Genomic DNA, 25,766 nt, shown 5'->3' with positions numbered 1-25,766 from the left:
AATATCTAAAAAAGAATAAGCTTGAATTATTTTTAATAGGCTTTTATATAGTCCTTTTTTTAATAGTGTACCTAATCTTTTAACAGACACAAAAGGCATTCTTGGTTTAGAATGCCTTTTGTAATTAATACAACTATTTAACCCAAAACTAGCATTACAATTTGCTAGCAACACTCTTTGTAAATTCTTATTAGTTTCAGTTATAGACTACACACCACTCTAATATGCTATTAGTGCATTATAAAAAAATACATTCAGTAGTTTTGGCACGACCTTTGAAAATCATCTTTCATAGTAACTCATAAATACAAAAACAGATGAAAAAAACAGTACTCCTTTTAGTTGTCCTTTCTGTGCTTGTATCATGTGTTGGAAAGAAACAAATTGAAAAACAATTACATTCTGGAAACTACGATCAAGCCATTACTAACGCTTTAAAAAAATTAGAGCGCAATAAGGACAAGAAGCGTAAACAAGTGTATGTAAACATGCTACAAGATGCCTATTACAAAGTTGTAGCAGAAGATTTACAAACTATAGCACACTTAGAAAAAGATGGCAATCCAGAACATTACAAGCGTATTTTTAATATCTATTTAGATATGGAAGCGCGCCAAAATGCCATTAAACCAGTATTACCTTTAAAGTTAGGTAACAAATACATCAATTTAGAGTTTAAAGACATAACGCAAGACATCGTAAATTATAGATTTAAAGCCTCTGACTATTTAATGGATAAAGGCATTACGCTTTTAGACGACGTTGATAAATACTTGGCTAGAGAAGCACATGCTATCTTCTCTTATGTAGAAGGTATAAACCCTAATTTTGAAGACGTTAGAGCGCTTATTACAGAAGCTCATGAAAAAGGAACAGATTACGTGCATGTTTCTATAGTCAATGAGACCAATCAAATACTACCACAACGCTTAGAACAAGAGCTATTAGATTTTGATACTTATGGTCTAAACGATTTTTGGACTGTGTATCATGCTAATACTAATGACGACAAAGTCTATGACTATGCCATGCAACTAAAATTACAACGCATTAACATATCTCCAGAACGCATCTTTGAGCAACAAGTGTTGCGCCAAAGACAAGTAATAGATGGTTGGGAATACCTATTAGATGATAATGGTAATGTTGTAAAGGATAGCCTTGGTAATGATGTAAAAGTAGATAAGATTATTACTGCCAAAGCACGTTTATTTAAGTTTAACCAGCATAAAGCAACTCAGGTTATTGCTAGAGTTGTTTATGAAGATTTAAAAACAAACCAAGTATTAGAACGTTTTCCAATAGACAGCCAGTTTATTTTTGAAAACAGGTATGCCACTGTTCGTGGAGACAGACGTGCTTTACAGCAAATTGATAGAAAACTCATTAGGCAAAGACCTATTCGTTTTCCAAGTAATGAGCAAATGGTGTTTGATACTGGAGAAGATATAAAACGCCAACTCAAACAGATCTTAAACAGCTATAGCTTTAATGGCTAAGTATAAAAGCTCCCAAGACAGCTTGGGAGTTTATTTTTTGAGTTTCGCTTAACGGTCTCGGCTATGAGTAGTTGCGTGGTTTAGTACTTAACTTTGCAAGTACACACCAAGTTGGAAATTCCTTCGGAATTTCCAAAGTAGGCGAGAACAAGTAATTACTTATAGCTATTGTTGTGTTTAGTTTTTTTATTTAACGGCTTTTGTTATTTCAGTAGCTCCTTTAGTTACTGAATCAATTAATTTATTAGCAGAATCCATAGCTTTCTCACTTGGATGTTTACTTCTCCTTATGCTATTCATTAAGTCATCAATTTCGATAAACATATTTGCTAATTTTTTATTGACATCTCTTTTCGAGTCTTCATTCAGTCCAATAAGTTCTGAGATAAAAGTTGCTCCTCCACCAATGAAATTGTTTAGGTGTGTGTATTTCAATAAAATCAGTCTGCTCACTCTATATTGATTGAAGAAGAAAAGTGAGAGCAATCCCAATGTAACTGATATAGTAATTCTAACTGACCATTGAAGTGATATGTCCAAAGCATTTAGTTTGTCTACTGTGAAGGATATTAATAAGAAAGTAGGTATTAGAAATACTGATGCAATAAACAAACCAAGATATATTTTTCGTTCAGTATTAGCAGCATCTTTTTCTTTTTTTACAGATACAGCAAAAGTGTCTTGCAGTTTATATTCAGCCTTCAAATCAATTAGATTCTGAATTCCTTCTGATATTTGAAGTTCAAAGTTGTTGGCTAAATTTGCCAAGTCAGAATCAACTTTAGCCAATATTTCCTGCTTAAGTTCTTCAACTGGTTCACTATGCTCATATTTTGGGCGAACTTTTTCAATTATCTCATCCATCTTTTCATATTCTGGAAGAATTTGATTGAAATAATTTATAAAAGCTTGTGAGTTTTGTTGTCTTGAAGTATTTCCCCAAGTCCTATTCCAATTATTGAATTTTGTATCAAATTCAGTAATCACTTTATTAAGTTCATCCCAATCTTGAGGGCTAACAAATTGGCTATTTCGAGATTGGTGATAATAATTTCTTTTTTGGGCAAATCTTTGATATATAGTGTTTCCTAATTGTTGGATTTGCGGTCCATTAAGATTTTCAAATTCTTCTACATCAAAAATTTTATTACTCATTTTCTTGGTTTGTTAAATTAAACACGATACTTAGATAACTTCAGTTTTAAATTGATGTTATCGCTAGTTAAGCGAAGTTAGCTTTTTAAAACCTGTATATCAATAGTTTAAATACAATACTTATAACTACTTATTAACGACTTTATACATAGTATATAAAAAACTCCCAAATTATATTGGGAGTTTTTATTAAAGTAGCTTTTGTTAAAACTTTTACTAAATACTAATTAAAACGCTGTAAATCTATTTCATTGATAGCACCATGCGAGGCATGAGCAACCGTAACACCATTTTTAATAATAAGGAGTTGTGGCGACTGGTGCATCACTTGAAATTTATAACCTACTTCATTAGATACTTCTCTGTAGCTTAATAAATCTAAATAATACAAGTCTACATTAGCATCTTCTAAATTGTAAGCAGCAGTAAACTGATTCATGACCATTCTACTAATTCCGCAACGTGTAGAATGCTTAAAAATTACCTGAGTTTTTGTTTTAGACTTCTCTTCTATTGAAGACAATTGCCCAATGGTGGTTAATGCTATCCAAGGCAACACTTTTTCTTCTTTATTGGTGGCTGAGGCACTCGAAGTCCCAAATAGTTTATTGATTAATCCCATAATTACTCTATAATTTTTGCACGTTCAGGTTTAGCATAAAACATATCATCATTAGCATTTACGTTAACACTTGTGTTTATAAATTCAGCAGCATTGCGCATATCCTTTATCTCAAAACCATCATTATTATACCATTGCAAGGTTTTAGGTAATTTTAATCCTTGGAGAGTTTCCCATTCATGATATTTTATAAAATGCCAATCTTTACTTTTTTCTTTACTAAAATAAGTGACTGTATAACCTAACCATTCCATTTTATAGGTTTCTGGATTGTAATACAAAACATACTCATCGTCTGGAGATTCACCAACACCTTCACCATAAGAAATATTAATTCCTGGATACGATTTACCTTCAAAAACCAAAGGTTCAGTTTCTGTATAAGTAATTCCATCATCTGCCAGTACAAAGGGCATCGCATAGAAATAGAACATAAGGTTATAGTAAAATTTAGGATTGCCTTTATAGACTTCTGTGTCTTGATCTAACCAAACGTTAGTTCCATCAAAACCTATTTTAAAAGCTTCAGTTTCAATTAAAGATTTTCTAGATTTTAAGTCGGTTGTGGTCGTCTCTATACCTTCAGGATTCTCCATGGCAAACACAAGAGTATTTGCTTTTGTCCATGCATCTAATCCTCCATGTGCTTTCATTATTTTACTAATAGTTTCAGGATATATGCTTGTTGTAATTTCAGCAGGTTCTTCTTTATAATCAACAGGAGATTGAACTGGTTTATCTTTACACGATGTAATTACTAGTAAAAGGCTAAATAAAGAAAGTACTCTTCTCATGGTATATTATTTTTTGCTATTTGACGAAAATAAGTTTGATAAATTACAAAACGTAATTTTAAGTATTATATAAAGTTTTTATATGCTCTTATTCTAATATTAACTTTCGGGTTATTCTATTAGTATTAGCAGTAACTTGCAAAAAATACATACCTTTTTCTAATTGTGAGATATTGATCTTTTTTGATCTTAGATTTGTTGTATTTGATAACACGCGTTTTCCTTGTATATCAATAATATCAATACTTTTATGATCTTCTGTGCTAAATTCTAAATTAAGAATAGTACTTGCAGGATTAGGATAAAACGAAAAATCTAAAGCACTAAACTCATTAATAGAAAGCGGATCTTCTACAAATTCACTTTCATACATATTTGTAACTACAGCTTCATTAAAATCGAAATATATAGACGCAGTATTAGGTATAATATCTCCAATTGCATAACCTGATTTTGGTTTTATTTTGAAATAGACATAACCATGACTGCCTTCTTCATCATCTTGTTCTGCTGGTAAGAATATTTGATCAAAAAACCACTCTAAGCTAGTTCCTGTTCTTGTCACTGTGTAATCATGGCTGGAACGAATCATCTGAAAAGTATCTTCATCTAATTGAGCATTTAATTCATCTTCTATTCTAATAAAAATGGCATCTGCAGTTCCTAAATTTTGAAAGCGTATAGTATAATACAACCACTCGTCTGAATTAAGAAAGTCATCATATATGATTCTTGGGCCATGAGATTCCATTTTATCGTTAGGATCATAAGAGCCTATAACTTCTTCAGATAAACTAGAGGAGTTATTATCACTATTGGCATCATTTCCATCTGTAATATAGCTCACTGTATTTTCAACAATTGTTCCTAAATCTACTGAAGGTGAACAGGTCATCACTACTTCTATTAACGCCTCAGATCCCGCTTGTAAATTTGTGAAATTTAAAGTAAAACCTGTTCCTGTATTAACCGTAGAATAGCCAGGATTATTGGTATTTACAATAAGAGATTGCAGGAATGGGTCTCTAACAAATTCTATGGTACCACTAGCAATATCTGAGGTGCCTTCATTAGCTAAAATGATAAAATTCTTATACGTAAATCCTGGTCTAGGTGGCTCTTGAGAATTAATTAGATTTAAAGACAAGTCCTCGCAACTTATAATTTCAGTTACAGGGAAATCAACAGATATTGTATTACCTGTATCTACGCTAATATTACTAAAGCTAGCAGTAGTTATATCAAAGCAATTTTCATTATCTGGAAACAACTCATAAGCTATTTCATACGTATCTGAAGCATTATTTGAGACAATAGTACCTTCTCCTGTGGATGACGTAATTTGTACTTCATTTCCATCTCCATTTTTTTCATAAATAAAAGTTCCACGTGTATAATTTGATTCTGTATTATCAAATACGCCATTCGTATTTTCATCTAAAAACGCACTTAGCTGAATCAACCCAACATCTTCACTGCAATACACATTAATGTCTAAAGGTATATTTATTTCTGGATCTTGGTCACATCGATTCAAATCGGAATAAAATTCAAAGGTTAGCAAACTACCTGTAGATTGAAATACCAACCCTGCCAAATCACTTATATGATTTGTTGCAGTTGGTGTGCCTGAACCGTTATATAACTCGGTGCCATCAGAATCCTTAACAATAATATAACCAGAATTAGAACCAAACGTATAAATAGTGCCTTCTACAATTTCTAAAGTTAAAGGCGATCCATCAACGCTAGAAAATGTGAAGAACATATCGTTGGCAGGTTGACAAAAAGTAACATCAAAAGCTTCACTGCAAGACACCTCGCAAGGTGCATTAAAATTAAAGTCTATACTTGTAATACTATAACACTCAGACAAATCATCGTCTATTCTAATAAAAACCTCGATGGGTTCAAGGGTTAAAGGAAAATTAGTTGGGTCAGCAATAGGATTAGTCGCTGAAATTAACTCTAAAACATCTGTGTAATAGGTGATTGTTAAGTTGCTTGCATCGTCTACCAATTGTGCTTCGTAGGTTGTTAAATCTACAGGGCCTAATTCTGTAGGACAAAATGATTGTGTTGGAATAGTATTGATCTCTGGAGTTATAGCATCATTAACTACTAAATCAAAAGGAAATATGCTAACACATCCTCCAGTATTAAAAACTCTAGCATATATAGTTTGCGGATTGGAAATATTCTCATATTCAGAAGGAAGACGATCATTAAAAGAACCATTTTCTGCCAATTCTAAAGTTTCATAAAACGTAATAAAATAATCGCCATTCTGAGAAATTTCAGGTATTTTAGAATCTAAATAAAATAAAGCTATTCCATCCGAATTAGCTTCACAAACTTCATAAGGTGTAATAGGATCTACATCTGGAAACGTATTGATATTCAAGTAAACAGAAGCAATATCATAGCATATGCCTTCATTAATCCTATAGTAAATGATATCGTTGTTTGGAACTAAGTTCTGAAAGAATTGAGGTATAGCATTTGTTTCATTTTCAGCATCCTCTTCTGTAAAATAAAAGATCGCATCAATATCTGAAGGCCATGTATTAATCTCCTCTGTATTTAAAGTAGTAATACCATCTGATACACCATCTTCATCACAAACAATATGCTCCGTATCGCTAGCAAATGGTGGCTCTAATACCTGTATAAAAAATGAAGTCGTTGCAAAATTTGCGGTTCCTGATTCGCTTACTCTAACATAGATTGTTGTGCTATTACTCTCATAATCCCATGGCGCAACAATGCTATTTGTAAAATTATTAGCATCTTCTTGTGTCTCAAAATATCTAACAAAAACACTTGTTGTATTACCATCTGTTATAATATCTTCATTTATTGTTAAATCAAATGTGGCAAAACCAGTTACTTCCCAAGAATTGTCAACATCTTCACAAACTTGAATGTTTGGTGGCTGATTAGCAATTTGCGCTGTAGATTGGCTATAAATACATAATATAATACCAACAAAAAGTAGTTTTAATTTCATGAAAGGCATTTTTATATTTAACAATATAAAATAATCTTTTTTAATACGTAAGTCTTAATATTTGGTAAAAAAAGTTAGTACATTTTATTAATTCAGTTACTTACCTTTGTAACAAGTTACAGCAAAAATCTTTTTGTTACCTAATAAAGATATATTTCTTTTCATGAATAAAGTAATTACTAGTAAACAAAACCCCTTAATAAAGCAATTAATTCAGCTCAAAGAAAAATCTAAAACACGTAAACAATCTGGTACTTTTTTAATCGAAGGTAAGCGCGAATTATCCTTAGCTATAAAAGGTGGTTATACTATTGAAACACTATTATTCAATCCTGATTTATGTTCTAAAAGTGAGGCTGAATCCTTATCAAAATATACAACAGATGTTATAGAAATCTCAAAAGAGGTTTATCAAAAAATAGCGCATAGAGATACCACAGAAGGTGTTATTGCAGTTGCTCTATCTAAAGATCATACACTTTCAGAATTGAACTTTAATAATACAAATCCTTTAATATTAGTTACCGAAGCACCTGAAAAACCTGGAAACGTTGGAGCTCTATTAAGAACTGCTGATGCAGCAAACGTCGATGCTGTTATTATTGCCAACCCAAAAAGTGATTTGTATAATCCTAATATTATACGATCTAGCGTTGGTTGTGTGTTTACTAACCCAATTGCAACTGGAACTTCAGAAGACATCATTAATTATCTACAATCAAATAGTATTGCAATCTTTTGTGCAGCGCTTCAAGCTTCTGAAAATTATACTTCACAAAATTACACTAAGCCTTCAGCAATTGTTGTTGGCACAGAAGCTACAGGACTAACCGAAGAATGGCTAAAAGCATCAACGCAAAATATCATTATTCCCATGCAAGGTGTAATAGATTCAATGAATGTTTCTGTTGCTGCTGGAATTCTTATTTTTGAAGCCGTTAGACAACGCGAATTACCACATTAATTTTATGACTTCTACAACTCTATTTTATATCATCATCGGAATTATTGTAATTAATTTTATCAAAGACAAGGTTCTAAATGCATTGAACGCTAAACATTATAATGATCCTATTCCAGAAATTTTAGACGATGTTTATGATGAAGAAGCCTATTCGAAATCACAAGATTACAAAGCAACAAACTATAGATTTGGCATTTGGAGTTCATTATTTTCTGTAGTATTAACTTTAGGATTTCTATTTCTAGATGGATTTGAGTATGTAGATAACATTGCTAGAGGCTACTCGGATAATCCAATACTAATTGCGCTAATCTTCTTCGGAATTATAATGCTTGGTAGTGATATCATATCTACTCCATTTTCTTATTACAGAACCTTTGTCATAGAAGAACAATTTGGGTTTAACAAAACCACAAAGAAAACTTTTGTTGTAGATAAAGTAAAAGGACTAATAATGTCTGCTGTTTTAGGAGGTGGACTACTAGCTTTAATTATTTGGTTTTATGAGCTTACCCAAGAACAATTTTGGCTCTATGCTTGGGCTTTGGTAACTGTATTTACCGTGTTTATGAACATGTTTTACTCTAAGCTGATTGTACCTTTATTTAATAAACAAACACCTCTAGAAGATGGCGAATTAAGAACTAAAATTGCTGATTATGCTAAAACAGTTGGCTTTAATCTGAAAAATATTTTTGTTATCGATGGCTCTAAACGTAGTACTAAAGCTAACGCCTATTTTTCTGGTTTTGGAAAGGAAAAAAGAGTTACTTTATATGATACTCTAGTTAATGATCTTAATGATGAAGAGATTGTTGCGGTATTGGCTCACGAAGTTGGTCATTATAAACGTAAGCATATTATTTTTAATCTTATTTCATCTATTCTTCTTACTGGGTTAACATTGTTTATACTCTCTATATTTATTTCAAATCCTTTACTACCTAATGCGCTTGGTGTTGAAATTCCTAGCTTTCATGTTGGATTAATCGCTTTTGGATTACTCTACTCACCTATTTCTGAACTTACAGGATTAGCTATGAATTACTTATCTCGTAAATTTGAATACCAAGCCGATGACTATGCTAAAAATACGTATAAGGCTGAGCCTCTTATTTCTGGTTTAAAAAAGCTATCCAAAAATAGTCTAAGTAACCTTACACCTCATCCTGCCTATGTTTTTATGCATTACTCTCATCCTACACTATTAGAACGTATGCGTAATTTGAGAGCTAAATAACATATTTATTATCCTTAACTTTGCGCTTCTATTTTAGAAAAAAATCAAGTGATAAATATTCATAGTAAAACACTTCAAGACCTAGAATTTACAACTGTTTTAGAACATGTTGCTGAGTATGCTATTTCTGGACTTGGTAAACAAAGTGTTTTAGAAATAAAGCCTTTAAGCTCTAAAGAAGAACTCTTAGAAGAACTTAATTACACCAATGAATATCTATCGTCTTTTGATAATGAGAACAGAGTCCCTAATCATGGATTTGATACAATAACTAAAGAGTTGCAATTATTAGGTATAGAAAATTCATTTCTAGAACCCTTTAGTTTTAAAAAGATTGCATCAATATCAAAGGTTAGTAATGAGCTTATAACATTTTATAAGAAATTTAATGAATACTATCCTTCATTAGATAGAAATGCTTCTTCAATAGAGTATACTAAGGATATTATTGACCATATTGAAGCTGTTGTTGATCGTTTTGGTGATATTAAAGATAGAGCTTCAGATGAGCTATACAGGCTCCGAAAAGATATAGGCACAATTAAAGGTAAAATAAACCAAAGTTTTGGTGCAGCTTTAAATACGTATTCTTCTTTTGATTATTTAGACGACATAAGAGAAACCGTTATAGAAAATAAACGTGTTTTAGCTGTTAAAGCTATGTATCGTAAAAAAGTAAAAGGTGCCATACTTGGAGGAAGTAAAACTGGAAGTATTGTTTACATTGAACCAGAAGTTACGTTTCAACATACAAGAGCACTTAACAATTTAGAGTACGAGGAAAAACAAGAGGTCGAAAAAATTCTTAGACAACTTACAGAAATTATTAGGCCTTACAGAAGTTTATTAAAACAGTATCAAGAGTTTTTAATAAATACTGATGTTATTGCTTCAAAAGCAAAATATGCCAAAGATCTTAATGCCATTTTACCAGATATTAACTCTGAAAAACGATATCATTTAAGAGATGCTTATCATCCATTACTATATACATCTAATAAAGAACAAGGATTTAATACCTATCCTCAAACCATTGGACTGTCTCCAGAAAACAGAATTATTGTTATTTCGGGTCCAAATGCTGGTGGAAAAAGTATCACGTTAAAAACTGTTGGGTTACTACAACTAATGTTACAAAGTGGACTTTTAATTCCTGTTCATGAGCGAAGCACTCTATGTGTTTTTGATCGCATACTCAGTGATATAGGTGACAATCAGTCTATAGAAAATCATTTGAGCACTTACAGTTACAGGCTTAAACAAATGAATTATTTTCTTAGAAAATGTAATAACAACACGTTATTTTTAATTGATGAATTTGGTACTGGTAGTGACCCAGAATTAGGTGGTGCCTTAGCAGAAGCCTTTTTAGAGGAGTTTTACCAACGAGAAGCTTTTGGTATTATCACAACTCACTATTCTAACTTAAAAGTACTGGCAAACGAATTACCATATATGCAAAATGCTAATATGATGTTCGATGAGCGAAGCTTAGAACCTATGTTTAAACTAGCCTTAGGCCAAGCTGGTAGTTCTTTTACTTTTGAAGTTGCACAGAAAAACGGTATCCCTTACAGCCTCATAAATAAAGCTAAAAAGAAGATTGAACGTGGTAAAATTAGATTTGATAAAACTATTGCTAAACTTCAAAAAGAACGTGCTAAACTTGAAAAAACAGAACGCTCACTAAAAGTTAATGAACAGAAAAAGATTGCAGAAAAGGATAAACTCGAAACCATAAATCAGCGTGTTCAGAAAAAATTAGAAAGCTATCAAGAACTTTATGATAGTAACCAACGTCTTATTTATTTAGGACAAAAAGTAAATCAATTAGCAGAAAACTATTTTGATACTAATCGTAAGAGAGAGCTGATGACAGAACTTTTTAAATTAGTTCAAATTGAAAATTCAAAACGTCAAAAGCAATCTGTAAAGCAGAAACGAGCTCAAAAAAATAAAGAGCAGCAAGTTAAGAATGAGGTTAAGAAAAAGGTAGACGTTATAAGACAAAATAAAAAAGCTGCAAAAGCAAAAATTAAAGATATCCCAAAGCCAAAACCTATACTCAAACTTGGTGATAGAGTACGCTTAGATGATGGTAGAGCTATTGGCACTATAGACAAGTTAGAAAAAAATAAAGCCATAGTTAATTATGGTGCCTTTACAACCTCTGTAAATGTAGAAAAACTAACATTGGTAGATTAAAAGTGTAGATTATCTAAAAATCTAGGTTGTTAATTACATTATTATATACATTGGCATAACCAAATTATAAAAAAGATGAAAACACTTAATCTAATACTCGCAATTTCTTTTATTTGTTTAACAGCTTCTATTAAAGCTCAATCTGTAAGCTTAGATGCTTATAATATTGAAGTAAAAGAGGTTATGCATAAGAAGTCAGTTGGTACACTTTCACCAGAAAAAGGTAACAAGTATATCGGAATTGAAGTTGTTATTACGGCTTTATCAGAAGACAATAAAGATTTTAATCTATCTAATTTAGAAGTAAAATCAACTAACGGAGAATATATTGCTAATTTTTCTAGTCGCTCTAAAAGGTATCCTAATATAGATGTTAGTAAATCAAAAATTAGACGCTTTTTTGCTCAAATAGATGAGTCATTTACATCAGGAGATCTTTATTACAAAGGCGAAATCGTTGGTAGTATTGCACTTACAGAAAATTCTAAAATAGGAGAATTTGTTACAGCGAAATAGTAATAATTACTTCTAAAATGTATTAGAGATTTACTTTTAAAAGTAAATCTCTTTTTTTTGTCTAAAAAAATAAAGTGCCTGTTTATTGTAAAACTTCTATCTTTATATTGAAATACAAAATTTCCAAAATTAATGACCAACTACGCCATAGTAGATATAGAAACCACAGGAGGAAAATATAATGAAGAAGGCATCACAGAAATTGCAATTTATAAGTATAATGGTCATGAAGTTGTAGATCAATTTATTAGTCTTGTCAATCCTGAACGTAAAATTCAGGAGTTTGTAGTTAACCTTACTGGTATTAATAGTAACATGCTTAAAAATGCACCTAAATTTTACGAGGTAGCAAAACGCATAGTTGAAATTACAGAAGATTGTATTTTGGTTGCACATAATGCACAATTCGACTACAGAATATTACAAACAGAATTTAGAAGACTTGGTTTTCAATTTGAACGCGAGACCTTGTGTACTGTAGAGTTAGCAAAAGAGTTGATTCCAGATCAAGCGTCTTATAGCCTAGGTAAGCTGGCAAGAGCTTTAGGTATTCCTGTATCAGATAGACACCGAGCAGCTGGTGATGCACAAGCCACAGTAAAGCTCTTTAAAATGATATTAGATAAAGATCTTGAAAAATCTATAGTGCAATCTTCCATCAGAACAAAGCCTAAATACCAATTAGAGCCTAAACATTTAGATATTATTGATCAACTTCCTTCAATTACAGGTGTATACTATATTCATAAAGAAGGTGGAGAGATTATTTATATTGGTAAAAGCAAGAACATAAAAAAAAGAATTAATCAGCATTTTACGAGTAACGCTCCAAAAGCTAAGAAAATTCAAAATAAAGTTGTTGCAGTTACTTACGAAGCCACTGGTAGTGAGCTCGTAGCATTATTAAAAGAGAGTGCAGAGATAAAGAAAAATAAGCCTATTTTTAATCGTGCTTTAAGACGTACTATTTTTACACATGGTTTATTCAGTTATGTTGATGACAATGGCTATATCAATCTTAAAATAGATAAAGCTAACGGAAAACAAAAGCCAATTACAACATTTAGCAATAGACAAAGTGCTAAAAGTTTTATGTTTAAAATTGTTGAAACTTACAGTTTATGTCAAAAATTAACTGGACTCTATAAAACCAATACATCGTGTTTTAATTACACTATAAAAAACTGCGAAGGTGCTTGTATTAATGAAGAACTTCCTGAAAGTTATAACAAAAGAGTACTTCAATTAATTGATAAAAATAGTTATGAGAGTAAAGATTTGGTCATTATAGATCGTGGTCGTGATGTTGATGAACGTTCAGCCATTGTTATAGAGAATGGCGTATTTAAAGGCTTAGGTTTTTTTAATCTTAATTATCAAATACATAATTTAGATGTATTACATTCCATCATTACACCAATGGAAAACAACAGAGATACGCAGCATATTATTCAAGCCTATCTCAGAAAAAATAAGCAATTAAAAGTTATTAGCCTAAAACAAAATGAAGTTAACTAATATAGTTTTATTCTTTTTATTTATATCAGTGACGACTTATAGTCAAGAAACTTTTAACTCCAATGATCTAAGAGTAACAAATGATGACCTAACAGCAACAAGTTTCCCTAAAAACACTTTGGCTTCTGCCTTGGTTATTTACGAAATTGGAAACACATTTGTAAACAGAGATAATTTTAGAATTACAAGCGAGATTAAACGCAAGATTAAAATCTTTAACAGCGATGGGTTTTATAATGGCAACATCTCTATTCACCTAAGAAAAAGTGGAAAAAAGAAAGAAAAGATATCTAATATCATTGCCTGGTCTCATAATTATGTTAATAATGACGTTGTAAAAACAAAACTAAATTCAAGTGATATTTACATTGAGGAATCAACTAAAAACTATGATCTTGTAAAATTTGCTATTCCAAACATTAAAGAAGGTACAGTTATTACTTACAGTTATACATTAGAAACACCTTTTGATTACAATTATGTGCCATGGTATTTTCAGTCTGAAATACCAAAATTAAAAAGTGAATATAAAACTAGTATTCCAGGAAACTGGGAATATAACATAAAGCTTGTTGGTGGTTTAAAACTATCTTATAGAAATGAAACAATAGAATATCATTGTATTGAAGTAGGAAACAGTGCATCTGCACACTGCTCTAATGTTCATTATATAATGGAAGATATTCCTGCCTTTAGACCAGAAAAACATACGACTTCCCTATATAATTATCTATCTAGAATTGAATATGAACTTGCTGTTTTTAAGAATTTTAGTGGACAATCAACAATCTACACCAAAACTTGGGAGCAAGTAGATAAGGATTTAAAAGCTAATGATAATTTAGGTAAACTATTTTATAAAAAAGGACCTATTAAAGAAATTATTTCAAAAATAAAAAAAGGAAATACAACGTTAGAAACCGCACAAAATATTTATAACTATGTCCAGGAAAACTACTCATGGAACGAGAGTTATTCTATGTATAGTGGTAATTCAATTAAAAATTTAATTGAAGAGAAAAGTGGTACTATTTCTGAAATAAATATCCTACTCCTTAACCTTCTAGATGCTTTTGATATTGAAACCTATCCAACTTTTGCATCAACACGAGAAAACGGGTTTATTACCAAAGTATATCCTGTAATCTCAGATTTTAATTACCTATTGGTAAAAACTGTGATTGATGGAGACACCTATTATTTAGATGCAACACATAAATGTAATCCTTTCGGTGAAGTACCTTTTAAATTGCTCAATCATTATTTTAGAGTTTTAGATGTAAAATATGGAAGCTATTGGGAAGATTATACACCTAAAAAGCCTTCAACACAGCAAAATAAAATTGAACTAACCATTGCAGAGAATAATGTTTTTAAAGGCAGCATGAATATTATTTCTACTGGTTATAATGCTACTGATACGAAAACTAATTATTTCAAAAATCCATCAGGTTATGTAAAAAATATTCAATCTGTTTATGATAACATCACACTTAATAATCATAAGTTGGTAAACGGCGAAAAAAATAGTTTTTCTATAGAAGAAGAATTCGATATTTCCTATCCTATTGAAGATATCAACGGAAAATTATATATAAACCCATTTATAAACCCTAGATTTAATGAAAACCCTTTTAAACTTCAACAGCGTACGTATCCTATAGATTTTGGTTATAAAGATGTTTATCTCTATAGAATTAAACTAAATTTTGATGATACCTATGAGATATTAGAACTACCTGAACAAAAGATGTTATCATTACCAAACAATACTGGAAAACTCATTTTTTCTACTAAGAAACAGGATAATACAGTAGAACTATATTTTAAAGTAAACTTTAACGAAACCTTATATGCTGCAGAGTATTATACTTATTTAAAGGAATTTTTATCTACGCTTGTAGACATACAGATGAATACATTAATTGTTGTACAGAAGAACTAACAAACTTTTCGCTACATTTGAAACATGAGTACTTCTAAACCAAAAAGCTGGAGAACCAAAATTTACGAAACTATCTATGAAGCCGATACGCTTCCTGGTAAGGCCTTTGATATTATACTTTTTGCTCTTATCATTATTAGTATTGTTTTGGTTATGCTAGAGAGTGTTACAGAGTTTGATGCTAAACATCATGAGTTTCTATACTACTCAGAATGGGTTATAACTATTCTTTTCTCTATTGAATATATTGCTAGGCTTATTAGTGTAAAACGACCTAAAAAATACATTTTTAGTTTCTATGGTATTATAGATTTGCTTTCCACAATCCCAATGTATCTGTCGTTTATATTCGTTGGATCTCAGTCTTTAATTGCACTTAGAGCATTACGATTAATGCGTGTATTTAGGATTCTTAAATTAGTGCGTTTTGTTGGAGAGTCTAATCGTTTAATGGTAGCCTTGAGAGCTAGCAGAGCTAAAATTGCTGTATTTGTTTTCTTTATTTTAATTGTATGTGTTATCCTAGGGTCAGTAATGTATATTATTGAGAGTGATCAAGATAGTGGATTTACTAGTATTCCAAGAAGTGTATATTGGGCCATTGTAACATTAACTACCGTTGGTTATGGCGATATTGCTCCAGCAACACCACTTGGTCAATTAATTTCCTCAATTATTATGATTTTAGGTTATGGTGTAATTGCCATTCCCACAGGCATTGTATCGTCTGAGATGACAAGAAAAGCTCAAAAAGAGGAAATACAAACAAATACACAAGTTTGTGCTAATTGTTTTAATTCAAAGCATAAAGACGAAGCTGAGTTTTGTGATCAATGTGGTACATCATTAGACAGATAAGCTTTTTAAATATTGAGCTCAAAATCAAAATATCTTATATGCATTGTTGGTCCTACAGCAATAGGAAAAACAGCACTTAGTATAAAGTTAGCACAGCATTTTAATACAGAAATAATTTCTGCAGACTCTAGGCAATTTTATAAAGAAATGTGTATTGGTACAGCAGTTCCTTCTCAAGATGAACTCAATGCAGCTAAACATCATTTCATTCAGCATATATCTATTACTGATGAATACAATGTTGGACGTTTTGAACAAGATGCCATTGCTAAAATCACATCAATTTTTAAAGAAAAATCAATGGTAATAGCTGTTGGAGGATCTGGATTGTATATGGATAGCATTGTTAATGGATTGGATAATTTCCCTAAAATAGATTCTAGTATAAGGCAAAAATTAAATTCTCATTTAGACAACAAAGGGTTACATCATCTGCAAGAGCAGCTAAAAAAATTAGATCTAGAAAGTTATAATGGTATTACATTAGATAACCCTAAAAGAGTTATTAGAGCTTTAGAGATTTGCATTGGTACTGGAAAGCCTTATTCCTCTTTTCTTAATAAAAATGATACAAATAGAAATTTTAAAACTATTTATATTGGTTTAAAAGCTGAGCGTGATATCTTATATCATAGAATTAATAAACGTGTAGACATTATGATGAAAACAGGTCTAATAGATGAAGTAAAATCACTACAACATTACCAAGAGTTAAATGCACTAAATACTGTTGGTTACAAAGAGCTTTTTAAATACTTAAATGGTGATTGGGATTTAAATTTTGCTATCTCAGAGATAAAGAAAAATACTAGACGTTTTGCAAAACGCCAGTTAACTTGGTATAGAAAAAATGAAAGTATCATATGGTTTAATTATCTTACAGATGCCAATACTATAATTAAAAGAATAAATGAAATTATTTAGCTTACTTATTTTACTTCTCATCTTCAATGTAAACCTCTTTGCACAAGATAAGCATGAGGCTTTAAAAGCTATTAACGCTGATATTTGGCAGAATTTCACTAAAGCTTATGAAACACTTGATTATGATTTATTTGCCTCAATACACGACTCAAGTTTACTTCGTGTATCTGGAAACCAAAAAACAATTAGGAGTTTTGAAAATTACATGAATGGTTATAAGGATAGATGGAAAACATCTACCAGAAAACAAACAATTACATTCAGATTTATTGAACGCATTGTGAATAAAACAAATGCTTCTGAAAGAGGAATATATAAATTAACCATAAATCCTGGTAAAGAATCTGAGGAAAGTTATTATGGAAAATTCCACGTACTCCACAAGAATATTAATGGAAAATGGAAAATTATATTCGATTATGATTCCACGGAAAATAATTCCATCGATGAATCGTCATATACTAAGGCTTTTAGTATAAATGATTTTCTTAAATATTAAAAAACCCAATGTAAAACATTGGGTTAATGATTATAGAAAAATCATGTAATTAACACTTACACATTCTGATTTACTACTAAACGGAAGCCTTCACCATGAATATTTAAAATTTCAACCTTATCATCTAATTTTAAATACTTTCTTAGCTTGGCAATATAAACATCCATACTTCTGGATGTAAAGTAGTTATCATCTCTCCATATCTTAGTTAATGCTAATTCTCTTGGCATTAAATCATTTTCATGTAAAGCTAATAATCTTAAAAGGTCATTTTCTTTAGGCGATAATTTAATTGGATCACCTCCATCAAACTTTAAGAATCTTAACTTAGAGTTTAAATCAAATCGTCCAATTTTAAACTCAAATTGTTTACTGTCTGCGATAGAATCAGTTGCCTTACGTTGCATTATTGCTTTAATTTTCATTAATAATACTTCGCTATCAAAAGGCTTATTTAAATAATCGTCTGCTCCTACTTTATATCCTTTTAAGACATCTTCTTTCATAGCTTTAGCTGTTAAGAAAATGATAGGCACATCAGTATTTTTTTCACGGATTTCTTTGGCTAATGTAAATCCGTCTTTGTAGGGCATCATGACGTCTAGAATACATAAGTCGTAGTCGTCTTTTTTAAACTTTTCGAAGCCTTCCATACCATTTTTAGCATGTACGACATCGTAATCATTCATCATTAAGTAATCTTTAAGAACGGTTCCAAAATTTGGATCGTCTTCTACTAATAAAATCTTCTTATTTATTTCTTCCATAATCATTATGATATTAATGGTAGTTTTAATGTAAATACACTACCTTTTCCTTTTTCACTTTCTACTGAAATATGACCTTGATGGTCATCTACTATTCGTTTTACATAGGCCAAACCTAAACCATGCCCTTTTACATTATGCACATTTCCTGTATGTTCTCTGTAAAATTTTTCAAACACACGTTTTTGAACTTGTTTAGACATTCCGTTCCCTTGATCTGCTATTTTTAAAATGATATTATTACCTACATTTTCTGTATATATATCAATCTTTGGTGCATCATTAGAGTACTTTATGGCATTGTCTAATATATTAACGAGCACATTTGTAAAATGTGTATCATTGGCTAAAATGGATGATTTAATAGCACCTAAATGTGTTTTAACGTAGCCATTTCTATCATCTATAATAAGCTGAACATGAGATACTGAAACATCAATTAAGTCGTGTAACTTAATACGTTCCTTACTTATGTTAAGCTCGTTTTTATCTAGTTTAGATATTCGCAGTACATTTTCTACTTGAGCATGCATTCGTTTATTTTCGTCTTTTATCATTTTTAAATAACGCCTCATCTTATCTTCATCTCCCATTATTTTTGGGTTCTTAATAGCATCTAAGGCCAAATTAATGGTTGCAATAGGTGTTTTAAACTCATGCGTCATATTATTAATAAAGTCGGTTTTTATCTGTGAGATTTGACGTTGCTTTATTAATTGATACAATGCACTTGAGTAAGCCAAAATAATGATTGACGTAAATAATATTGAGAGAATAAGCATTCCCAATATAGTAGAGAATAAAAACTCTCGTCGTTCTGGGAAATTGATTAATAAATTATAATCGCTTCGGTTATTGTTATCTCTAAAAATTGGGATACCATAATTGGTATTAACTTGTTTTTCAAAGTTTTTAGATTGCACTTTAGTAGCTAAATCATTATCGTAAATAGCAAATTCAAATTCAAGTTCAATTCCATCTTGTAAAAGTCTTTGCTCTAACAAACGCTCTACAGTTTTAGCAGATATGCGTTTGTAGATTGGATAGTCTTTAAACATATCTCTAAACGTAGTTTCAAATACACTTTTTCGAAGCTCGGTTAGATCTGAATACTCTATAAAAGTTTTCTCAGAACTGGTTACTTTTTGACCATCTAGAGGATTTACCTTGAATACTTTTTTGGTTCGCTTATTGGATAAGTCGCTGATTCTTATACTGTCTCTACCTATATCAAAGAACGTTGATGGAACTTTGTAACTTTCTTCAGAAATAACATTACTGTATTGAATGACTTCATCATTCTCTTCGTTTTGTACCTCTAGAAACAAATTAGTAAATGCCGTAGAGTCTGCCTCTACTCCAGTCTTTTCTTTGTAGTCTTTTAGTTTTCTTGAAAAGTAAATAAACTCTTTACTTTCAATGGTATTAGCTACAAAGCTTAAAGATCGCTTGACATTTAACTCAAACTGCTTATCTTGGTTTTGGTAGCTATCATTAATAAAGTAAGACTGTACAGCAATTATGCCTATCAGCGACAAACTCATTAACACTACCAAAAAAAGGAAAAGCCTTTTGTTCATCGTCCAAATTTAATATTTTAACATTTAGACCAGTTTGTGTTTAACCTTACATTAACAAAAATGTTAAAATCATAGTTGGGAATTAGGCATTAAGAAGCTCTCTATGAATTTTTAAAACCTGACGATTAGTTTCAACCAAATCTTCATTATTAATCACAAAATCAGCCTTTTGCATCTTATCCTCATCAGGTAACTGATTTTTAATTATGGCTAAAGCCTTAGATTTAGTCATACCTTCTCTAGATAATATACGAGTAATACGCTCTGTCTTATCAGCAGTTACTAAAATAATAACATCGTACTCTTTTTCTGCACCTATCTCATAGATAATGGCAACTTCTTTAATAACATAAGGTGCATTCTGCTTTTTTAGCCATCGCTTAAAATGCTGACCTACTTTTGGGTGCACAATAGCATTCATGGCTTCAAGTAAACTTTTATCTTCAAAAATCTTTGAGGCAATAAATGCTTTGTTTAGTCCTTGCTTGGAGTATGCTTTACGCCCAAAGAGTTGAATTAACTTTCGACGTATAACCTTGGATCTATTCATTAAAGCTTTAGCTTCTACATCAGCTATATAAATAGGTATTTCCAATGCCAAAAACATCTCAGCAACTGTTGTTTTTCCGCTTCCTATACCACCTGTTAATCCTACTATTTTCATTCTTCAATAATAATATTAATACTATTCTGCTTTAACTTTGCACTTTTAATATTAGAATTACTAGTATTCAAAACAATATCTAGATTACCAGATTTTGATGATGAAATTGTACTATAATCAGCTGTAATTTCAAAATCAGAAGTGTCTACAGACTTATAATTATTAAGACTTGTATAATACGATACAGGGATTTTTTTTGGGAAAAAATTTATTGAAATACCTTCCGGAATATTAATTATACGGACAGGAATACTTAAAGTTCCTTCAGTGAATTTTTCTACATCAATAGAAACTTCTACATCTTTAGTAGATAATTTTAAGTTGTTATTTAAATCAGATAATAACAGAGGAAGTTGTTGTTTTGTATTTTTATTTAAGTTCTTTTCAACGATTGTTTTAGTCTCGATAAAATTAACTGTTTTAATGATTTGTTCTGGTCCAATTAGATTAACTGAATCTGGTTTTATTTGTAGACCAAAGTAACTATCAAAACCTGTAGCATAAGATATATTAGCGTTTAACTTAATCGGTACTAACTTTGAAGACATTTTTTGAAACTCAAAGACAACACTATCTGGTTGTATTGTAAAAACTTCAAAATCATTACTCAAAATAGATTCTAGTTTATACTTGTTATCATTAGGCATCCACAAGTAATTAGTTTTAGACGTAATTACATCCTTTTCAGCATCTAAAACTAATTCTGCTGTCTTAAAAAAATAGGGCAAAAAGTTATAGCCAGTTGATTGAGCTTTAACTGTTAAAATAGAATCTGATGTTACAATGATATTAGAGTCTGGTACATTAACAATCTTAATTTTAAACTTAAGATCCTTATCATAAACTTTAGAAAGCTTAGTTAAAATTAGAAACAGAAAAGCTAAAGCAATAAAGAGTATTAATTGCTTTACTTGTTTAGTATTTAGTATACGTTTTATGCTTTTCATATTTTTTAAACTTTAGTATTAAAAAATAGGTGCTTAAAAATCTGTTCTGGTTGTTTTTTAAACCAAGATACAACTACTGTAGATTTTAAAAATCCATAGCCATAACCAAAGAATTGAATTATTACAGCAATAACAGACATTAAACCAATAGTAATGTTTTTATACATTATAGACGCTAAAATAAATGCTACAATGAAATATAAACCGTAAACAAGTATTGGTAACCATACATTAAATAATAGTAATACTATAGATAGTAAAAAGCCTATAGAAAACATCGTAGGAAACCAATAGACGATACTTTTAGTGTTTGGATGCCATAAGTTTAAAATTGGCCTTACTAGTCCAAACTTTTTAATTTGAGTATAAAATTTTGACCATGAAATTCTTCGTTTATGGAATACAAATGCATTAGGGAATAAGCGTGATTTATAACCTAGCTTATGAAGACGAATAGATAGATCTGGATCTTCTCCAGGATGAATGGTTCCAAATCCACCTGAAGCTTCAAAAGCCTTCTTAGAAATTCCCATATTAAAACTTCTAGGCTGAAAATCATTGACCTGTTGCTTTCCGCCTCTTATGCCACCTGTAGTAATAAAAGACGTCATTGCAAAATTGATTGCTTTTTGTAAATTAGTAAAAGAAGAATGTGCTTTATCTGGACCTCCAAAAAAATCAATATATGCATTATTAAGTTCTTTTTCTACATCTTGCAAATAATTTGAAGGCAATAGTATATCAGAGTCTAAGATTATAAAGTAATCCCCTTTTGCTCTTTGCATACCAAAATTTCTAGAATCTCCAGGACCTGAGTTTTCCTTACGATAGTATGCGATATTTAGAGATTGGTAGTTACTTATAACATCTTTACTGCTTAGTGTTGATCCATCTTCAACGATAACAATCTCAAAGTCCTTAGAACCTTCTAAAACCAAAAAACTATCTAGTAGCTCTTTAATTTCATCTGGTCTATTATAAACTGGGATTATAAAAGAAAAACTCTCTCGTTTCATCTAAAACAAAGGTAAGTAAATGACAAAAAAAAGCCACCTAAAAAGGTGGCTTTTAAAATAGATTATAAAATCTTATTGTTTTAAGATTCTTACTGTTTCTGTTACATCATTAATTGTAACTTTTACAAAGTAAGCTCCAGTTTGTAAAGAAGACATGTCTAATTCTCCGTCTACATTATTTGGAGTAGCTCTCATTACTTCTTGTCCTAACATATTGTATACTGCAACATTCTGTATGTTGTTTGCAGCATTTAAAGTTAACTTGTTGTTAACTGGGTTTGGATAGTAAGTAAATGCATTTTCATTTTCAGCATCTAGAGTAGATAATGTTGGGTCAGCGGCTGCGATAGTAATTTCAAATTCACCATCACGTGCATCTGCACCAGCAGCATTATTCCATAGAGAAACTCTAACATAAATCATATCTCCTGCCATCATATCTGACAATACCAATTCAGAGAAAAAGTCTCCTGGAGTTGCATTATCATCATTACAGCTTGAGTCTGTATTAGCACCAGTTCCATCAGCATCAAACTCAATTAAAGCTCCACAGGAACCAGTGTAAGCGGTAACTACAGTATCATCCATTGGCGAGCCCGTTACAGCTCTTGTAGTAATAGTAGCTTCTCCAGAAACAGGAACTTCAAAAACATACCATAAATCTCTTCCAGCACCTAAAGTACCACAAGAAGGGTCAGTTTCACCAGATGCTGTATTACCTCGTGTATCACCAACTGTCCATACTTCTGATCCAATCATAGAAGGCACAATGGTAGAGGCATTAATACAATCGTCATTTGCAGGAGGGCATGAGAAACGAACTCCAGGTATCACAATATCACAAGCAGAATCTTCGTCGTCAACAACTGTTAAAGTGATATCTGTATCTGTTGGGAATCCTGAAAAAGTTTCAGGTGTATCTATAGCAGTAAAAGTTACATCAGGTGCACTAGCATTATTAGTTACTGTAACACTAGCAGCTCCACCTAAATCATCTAACTCAAGTGTAAATGAAAAAGTTCCGGCATCACAATCAAAAGTATCTAATGCTAATGATGCTAAGTCTACTACAGCTGGTGTACATACAGCACAAGAAGCGGTAACACCAGGAGCAACTAAGTCATCAGGAATACCATCACCAGGTGCAGCAGCACCAAAATTGGCATTATAAACCTCAATACCATTAAGGTCTAAAATTCTATAACCACACTCATTTGTGTAATCTGGAGCTCCAGGACCAGCAGCTGGGTTAAATACTGTTGTAATCACATCTCCATCATTTACCATAAACGTATCAGAACCAGTAGCGCCTCCACCATCAGGAATTCCAACATCGTCTAATACTACAGCTCCATTTACAAGAACATCCATATTAGATACACCATTCCATCCGTCTCCAAAAGTATCGGTATATTCTATAGTGTATGTACACTGTGCACTAGAGTTAAACGAAAATGCCATTGCAAAAAATGCAAAGCACAATAAAGTAATTTTTTTCATAAATAAATCGGTTTTAAAGTTAAGAAATTTAAAAGGTGAAGATATTTATTATTGATGACTTAACATTACATGCTTTTAGCTAATCGATAAAATGCAAAAAAAAACGATAAATTTTAAAAAACTTAGATTTCAACAACTTTTTTATACGATTTTACGTACAAAAAAGTGCATTTTTTTATAAAAATGCACTTGTATAATTTTTAAATATTTTAACTAATTATTGTTTGATCACCTTGTATACCTTAGTTTCTTTAGACTTTACAATTCTAACAAAATAAGCTCCAGAATTAAGACCATTTAAATTAAAAGCGATATTACCAACTAAATTATCTTTTTTAACTAATACCTCTTGTCCTAAAATATTAGTAATAGTAATCTGGTCTAATTCAGTTTGTGTTTCAATATTTAATTTGTTTAAAACTGGGTTTGGATGTATTTTAATATTTAATAAAGCCGCTTCGTTTATACTTAAAGCATCATTATAAACAGATACTGAAAAAGGCTCTGTTTCATCACCTCCATTTTCCCACACTCTAAAATAGAGTTCTTCTCCAGGGACTAAGCCATTTAATTCTACTTTAGAATATTCATAGTCAGCATTTGGTGAATCGTTATTACAAGCTAAACTTGTTAAGTTATTCATTGGACCAGAGAATACTTCAATTACAGAATCAAATCCTAAAGTATTTGTAGCATTATCAGTATTTGTTTCTATGTTTACAGTACCACTTGCTGGCACAGTGAATTTATACCAAATACCTGGACCATCCAAACCACAGGAAGCACTCTCAGAATCTGATGTAGCTCCTAAAACAGAAGCATCTACACTATATTCATCATATAATGCACCAATGTCTAAGGTAATAGCATCATTTACAGCATCATTCATTGGTGGTGATTGACTACTATCTTGCTGAATGAGTATATCATCAATATAAATATAATAATCTCCTGAAGCCCAAGTTGCATAAAATCGAAATGCAAAATCTGAACCGATTTCTACTGTACTACCAGATATGGTGTAACTTTTGGTTACACAAGAGTTTGTAGATACATGATTTGAATCATCGATAGTTGCAATATCATTCCAAGTGCTTCCTCCGTTAGTAGAAAACTGCATAACCATATTTCCCCAACCAGCTGGTGTAGGCACTGTAGCAGTTCCCCAATTAACAATTTTGTAATCAAAGTTTACTTGTATATCGTTACCGTTAGATTGACCTTGTACATTTGGTGATGCTAAAGATCCTATTGTTGAGCTGTAAAATAAATTACGTCTTGTAGAAGTACCAGAACATGTTTGAATTGGTACTGTGAAGAATAGGTTTGTTTCCCAACCTTGGTTTCCGTTTTCAAAATCTTGTTCTATAAGAATTTGTGAATGCAATACTAAGCCAGTAAGTGCTAGTACTACAAATAAAGTAATTTTTTTCATGGGGCTTTTACTTAATTTGTTAACTGCCAATGAATTTTTAATCATAAGCAAAAACAAATCAAATAAAAAACATGTTTAAATACAAATTTATTCGATGAAATACATTTA

The 25,766-nt window shown here is 31.1% G+C and carries 21 protein-coding genes; 10 read left to right on the top strand and 11 right to left on the bottom strand.

Annotation, left to right across the window (positions count from 1 at the left end; all coding sequences use genetic code 11):
• Positions 1-317: 317 nt before the first annotated feature.
• On the top strand, positions 318-1,499 hold the full coding sequence (locus RM697_RS02810; RefSeq protein ID WP_311426326.1) for a hypothetical protein: 1,182 nt from the start codon (positions 318-320) through the stop codon (positions 1,497-1,499).
• A gap of 186 nt (positions 1,500-1,685) precedes the next feature.
• On the opposite strand, the gene RM697_RS02805 is transcribed toward RM697_RS02810, so the two are convergent.
• The 4 genes from RM697_RS02805 to RM697_RS02790 form a co-directional block, all read right to left on the bottom strand.
• Positions 1,686-2,654 carry a hypothetical protein gene (locus RM697_RS02805; protein WP_311426325.1) on the bottom strand — a complete coding sequence of 323 codons (969 nt, stop codon included), beginning with the start codon at positions 2,652-2,654 and terminating at the stop codon, positions 1,686-1,688.
• A 223-nt stretch (positions 2,655-2,877) separates the two neighbouring features.
• Positions 2,878-3,276, bottom strand: coding sequence for a bacillithiol system redox-active protein YtxJ (gene ytxJ / locus RM697_RS02800; RefSeq protein ID WP_311426324.1), 399 nt, complete (start codon positions 3,274-3,276; stop codon positions 2,878-2,880).
• 2 nt (positions 3,277-3,278) lie between these two features.
• Positions 3,279-4,070, bottom strand: a complete 792-nt coding sequence (locus RM697_RS02795) for a DUF6503 family protein (protein ID WP_311426323.1) — start codon at positions 4,068-4,070, stop codon at positions 3,279-3,281.
• An 88-nt stretch (positions 4,071-4,158) separates the two neighbouring features.
• Positions 4,159-7,080, bottom strand: coding sequence for a T9SS type A sorting domain-containing protein (locus RM697_RS02790; protein WP_311426322.1), 2,922 nt, complete (start codon positions 7,078-7,080; stop codon positions 4,159-4,161).
• A 163-nt stretch (positions 7,081-7,243) separates the two neighbouring features.
• Here RM697_RS02790 and RM697_RS02785 point away from each other — a divergent pair, with 163 nt between their 5' ends.
• From RM697_RS02785 to RM697_RS02745, 9 genes are all read left to right on the top strand, one after another.
• A complete protein-coding gene (locus RM697_RS02785; RefSeq protein WP_311426321.1) occupies positions 7,244-8,044 on the top strand; it encodes a TrmH family RNA methyltransferase in 801 nt (266 codons plus the stop codon).
• Between the two features lie 4 nt (positions 8,045-8,048).
• The gene (locus tag RM697_RS02780) at positions 8,049-9,284 is read left to right on the top strand and encodes a M48 family metallopeptidase (RefSeq protein WP_311426320.1); all 1,236 of its coding nucleotides are present in this window, start codon (positions 8,049-8,051) and stop codon (positions 9,282-9,284) included.
• 48 nt (positions 9,285-9,332) lie between these two features.
• A complete protein-coding gene (locus RM697_RS02775) occupies positions 9,333-11,489 on the top strand; it encodes an endonuclease MutS2 (RefSeq protein WP_311426319.1) in 2,157 nt (718 codons plus the stop codon).
• Positions 11,490-11,564: 75 nt separating this feature from the next.
• Positions 11,565-12,005: a hypothetical protein gene (locus tag RM697_RS02770; protein ID WP_311426318.1), complete on the top strand. Its 441-nt coding sequence runs from the start codon at positions 11,565-11,567 to the stop codon at positions 12,003-12,005.
• A 132-nt stretch (positions 12,006-12,137) separates the two neighbouring features.
• Complete coding sequence (locus tag RM697_RS02765; protein ID WP_311426317.1) at positions 12,138-13,523, top strand: exonuclease domain-containing protein; 1,386 nt, start codon at positions 12,138-12,140, stop codon at positions 13,521-13,523.
• Positions 13,510-15,468, top strand: a complete 1,959-nt coding sequence (locus RM697_RS02760) for a DUF3858 domain-containing protein (RefSeq protein ID WP_311426316.1) — start codon at positions 13,510-13,512, stop codon at positions 15,466-15,468. Before RM697_RS02765 ends, RM697_RS02760 begins: the two co-directional genes overlap by 14 nt.
• Positions 15,469-15,492: 24 nt before the next feature.
• Positions 15,493-16,326 carry an ion transporter gene (locus RM697_RS02755; protein ID WP_311426315.1) on the top strand — a complete coding sequence of 278 codons (834 nt, stop codon included), beginning with the start codon at positions 15,493-15,495 and terminating at the stop codon, positions 16,324-16,326.
• 12 nt (positions 16,327-16,338) lie between these two features.
• Positions 16,339-17,250 (top strand): tRNA (adenosine(37)-N6)-dimethylallyltransferase MiaA, encoded by a 912-nt coding sequence (gene miaA / locus RM697_RS02750; RefSeq protein WP_311426314.1) that lies wholly within the window; start codon positions 16,339-16,341, stop codon positions 17,248-17,250.
• Entirely contained in the window at positions 17,237-17,749 is a 513-nt protein-coding gene (locus RM697_RS02745; protein WP_311426313.1) for a YybH family protein, read from the top strand. The genes miaA and RM697_RS02745 overlap by 14 nt, the downstream gene beginning before the upstream one ends.
• Before the next feature lie 56 nt (positions 17,750-17,805).
• Here RM697_RS02745 and RM697_RS02740 read toward each other — a convergent pair whose 3' ends face one another.
• The 7 genes from RM697_RS02740 to RM697_RS02710 form a co-directional block, all read right to left on the bottom strand.
• Positions 17,806-18,516 carry a response regulator transcription factor gene (locus tag RM697_RS02740; RefSeq protein ID WP_311426312.1) on the bottom strand — a complete coding sequence of 237 codons (711 nt, stop codon included), beginning with the start codon at positions 18,514-18,516 and terminating at the stop codon, positions 17,806-17,808.
• 5 nt (positions 18,517-18,521) lie between these two features.
• A complete protein-coding gene (locus RM697_RS02735) occupies positions 18,522-20,096 on the bottom strand; it encodes a sensor histidine kinase (protein WP_311426311.1) in 1,575 nt (524 codons plus the stop codon).
• Positions 20,097-20,178: 82 nt separating this feature from the next.
• Positions 20,179-20,760: a dephospho-CoA kinase gene (coaE, locus tag RM697_RS02730; protein WP_311426310.1), complete on the bottom strand. Its 582-nt coding sequence runs from the start codon at positions 20,758-20,760 to the stop codon at positions 20,179-20,181.
• Entirely contained in the window at positions 20,757-21,707 is a 951-nt protein-coding gene (locus RM697_RS02725; RefSeq protein ID WP_311426309.1) for a YbbR-like domain-containing protein, read from the bottom strand. The genes coaE and RM697_RS02725 overlap by 4 nt, the downstream gene beginning before the upstream one ends.
• Positions 21,708-21,712: 5 nt before the next feature.
• Positions 21,713-22,723: a glycosyltransferase family 2 protein gene (locus RM697_RS02720; protein ID WP_311426308.1), complete on the bottom strand. Its 1,011-nt coding sequence runs from the start codon at positions 22,721-22,723 to the stop codon at positions 21,713-21,715.
• A 72-nt stretch (positions 22,724-22,795) separates the two neighbouring features.
• On the bottom strand, positions 22,796-24,223 hold the full coding sequence (locus RM697_RS02715) for a T9SS type A sorting domain-containing protein (protein WP_311426307.1): 1,428 nt from the start codon (positions 24,221-24,223) through the stop codon (positions 22,796-22,798).
• Positions 24,224-24,440: 217 nt separating this feature from the next.
• Positions 24,441-25,658 (bottom strand): T9SS type A sorting domain-containing protein, encoded by a 1,218-nt coding sequence (locus RM697_RS02710; RefSeq protein ID WP_311426306.1) that lies wholly within the window; start codon positions 25,656-25,658, stop codon positions 24,441-24,443.
• Positions 25,659-25,766: the final 108 nt, after the last annotated feature.

Source organism: Microcosmobacter mediterraneus (assembly GCF_031846265.1).
GTDB lineage: Bacteria > Bacteroidota > Bacteroidia > Flavobacteriales > Flavobacteriaceae > Microcosmobacter > Microcosmobacter mediterraneus.
Note: the sequence above shows the minus strand (reverse complement) of the source record. Positions and strands in the feature narration are given on the sequence as shown.

Excerpts from the sequence above, each read along its gene's own strand:
- RM697_RS02785 (WP_311426321.1), top strand. The coding sequence starts at position 7,244 with ATGAATAAAGTAATTACTAGTAAACAAAACCCCTTAATAAAGCAATTA.
- RM697_RS02760 (WP_311426316.1), top strand. The coding sequence starts at position 13,510 with ATGAAGTTAACTAATATAGTTTTATTCTTTTTATTTATATCAGTGACG.
- RM697_RS02745 (WP_311426313.1), top strand. The coding sequence starts at position 17,237 with ATGAAATTATTTAGCTTACTTATTTTACTTCTCATCTTCAATGTAAAC.
- RM697_RS02790 (WP_311426322.1), bottom strand. The coding sequence starts at position 7,080 with ATGAAATTAAAACTACTTTTTGTTGGTATTATATTATGTATTTATAGC.
- RM697_RS02715 (WP_311426307.1), bottom strand. The coding sequence starts at position 24,223 with ATGAAAAAAATTACTTTATTGTGCTTTGCATTTTTTGCAATGGCATTT.
- RM697_RS02740 (WP_311426312.1), bottom strand. The coding sequence starts at position 18,516 with ATGGAAGAAATAAATAAGAAGATTTTATTAGTAGAAGACGATCCAAAT.
- RM697_RS02765 (WP_311426317.1), top strand. The coding sequence starts at position 12,138 with ATGACCAACTACGCCATAGTAGATATAGAAACCACAGGAGGAAAATAT.
- RM697_RS02795 (WP_311426323.1), bottom strand. The coding sequence starts at position 4,070 with ATGAGAAGAGTACTTTCTTTATTTAGCCTTTTACTAGTAATTACATCG.
- RM697_RS02810 (WP_311426326.1), top strand. The coding sequence starts at position 318 with ATGAAAAAAACAGTACTCCTTTTAGTTGTCCTTTCTGTGCTTGTATCA.
- RM697_RS02720 (WP_311426308.1), bottom strand. The coding sequence starts at position 22,723 with ATGAAACGAGAGAGTTTTTCTTTTATAATCCCAGTTTATAATAGACCA.
- RM697_RS02755 (WP_311426315.1), top strand. The coding sequence starts at position 15,493 with ATGAGTACTTCTAAACCAAAAAGCTGGAGAACCAAAATTTACGAAACT.
- RM697_RS02710 (WP_311426306.1), bottom strand. The coding sequence starts at position 25,658 with ATGAAAAAAATTACTTTATTTGTAGTACTAGCACTTACTGGCTTAGTA.
- RM697_RS02805 (WP_311426325.1), bottom strand. The coding sequence starts at position 2,654 with ATGAGTAATAAAATTTTTGATGTAGAAGAATTTGAAAATCTTAATGGA.
- ytxJ (WP_311426324.1), bottom strand. The coding sequence starts at position 3,276 with ATGGGATTAATCAATAAACTATTTGGGACTTCGAGTGCCTCAGCCACC.
- RM697_RS02770 (WP_311426318.1), top strand. The coding sequence starts at position 11,565 with ATGAAAACACTTAATCTAATACTCGCAATTTCTTTTATTTGTTTAACA.
- coaE (WP_311426310.1), bottom strand. The coding sequence starts at position 20,760 with ATGAAAATAGTAGGATTAACAGGTGGTATAGGAAGCGGAAAAACAACA.
- RM697_RS02780 (WP_311426320.1), top strand. The coding sequence starts at position 8,049 with ATGACTTCTACAACTCTATTTTATATCATCATCGGAATTATTGTAATT.
- RM697_RS02735 (WP_311426311.1), bottom strand. The coding sequence starts at position 20,096 with ATGAACAAAAGGCTTTTCCTTTTTTTGGTAGTGTTAATGAGTTTGTCG.
- RM697_RS02725 (WP_311426309.1), bottom strand. The coding sequence starts at position 21,707 with ATGAAAAGCATAAAACGTATACTAAATACTAAACAAGTAAAGCAATTA.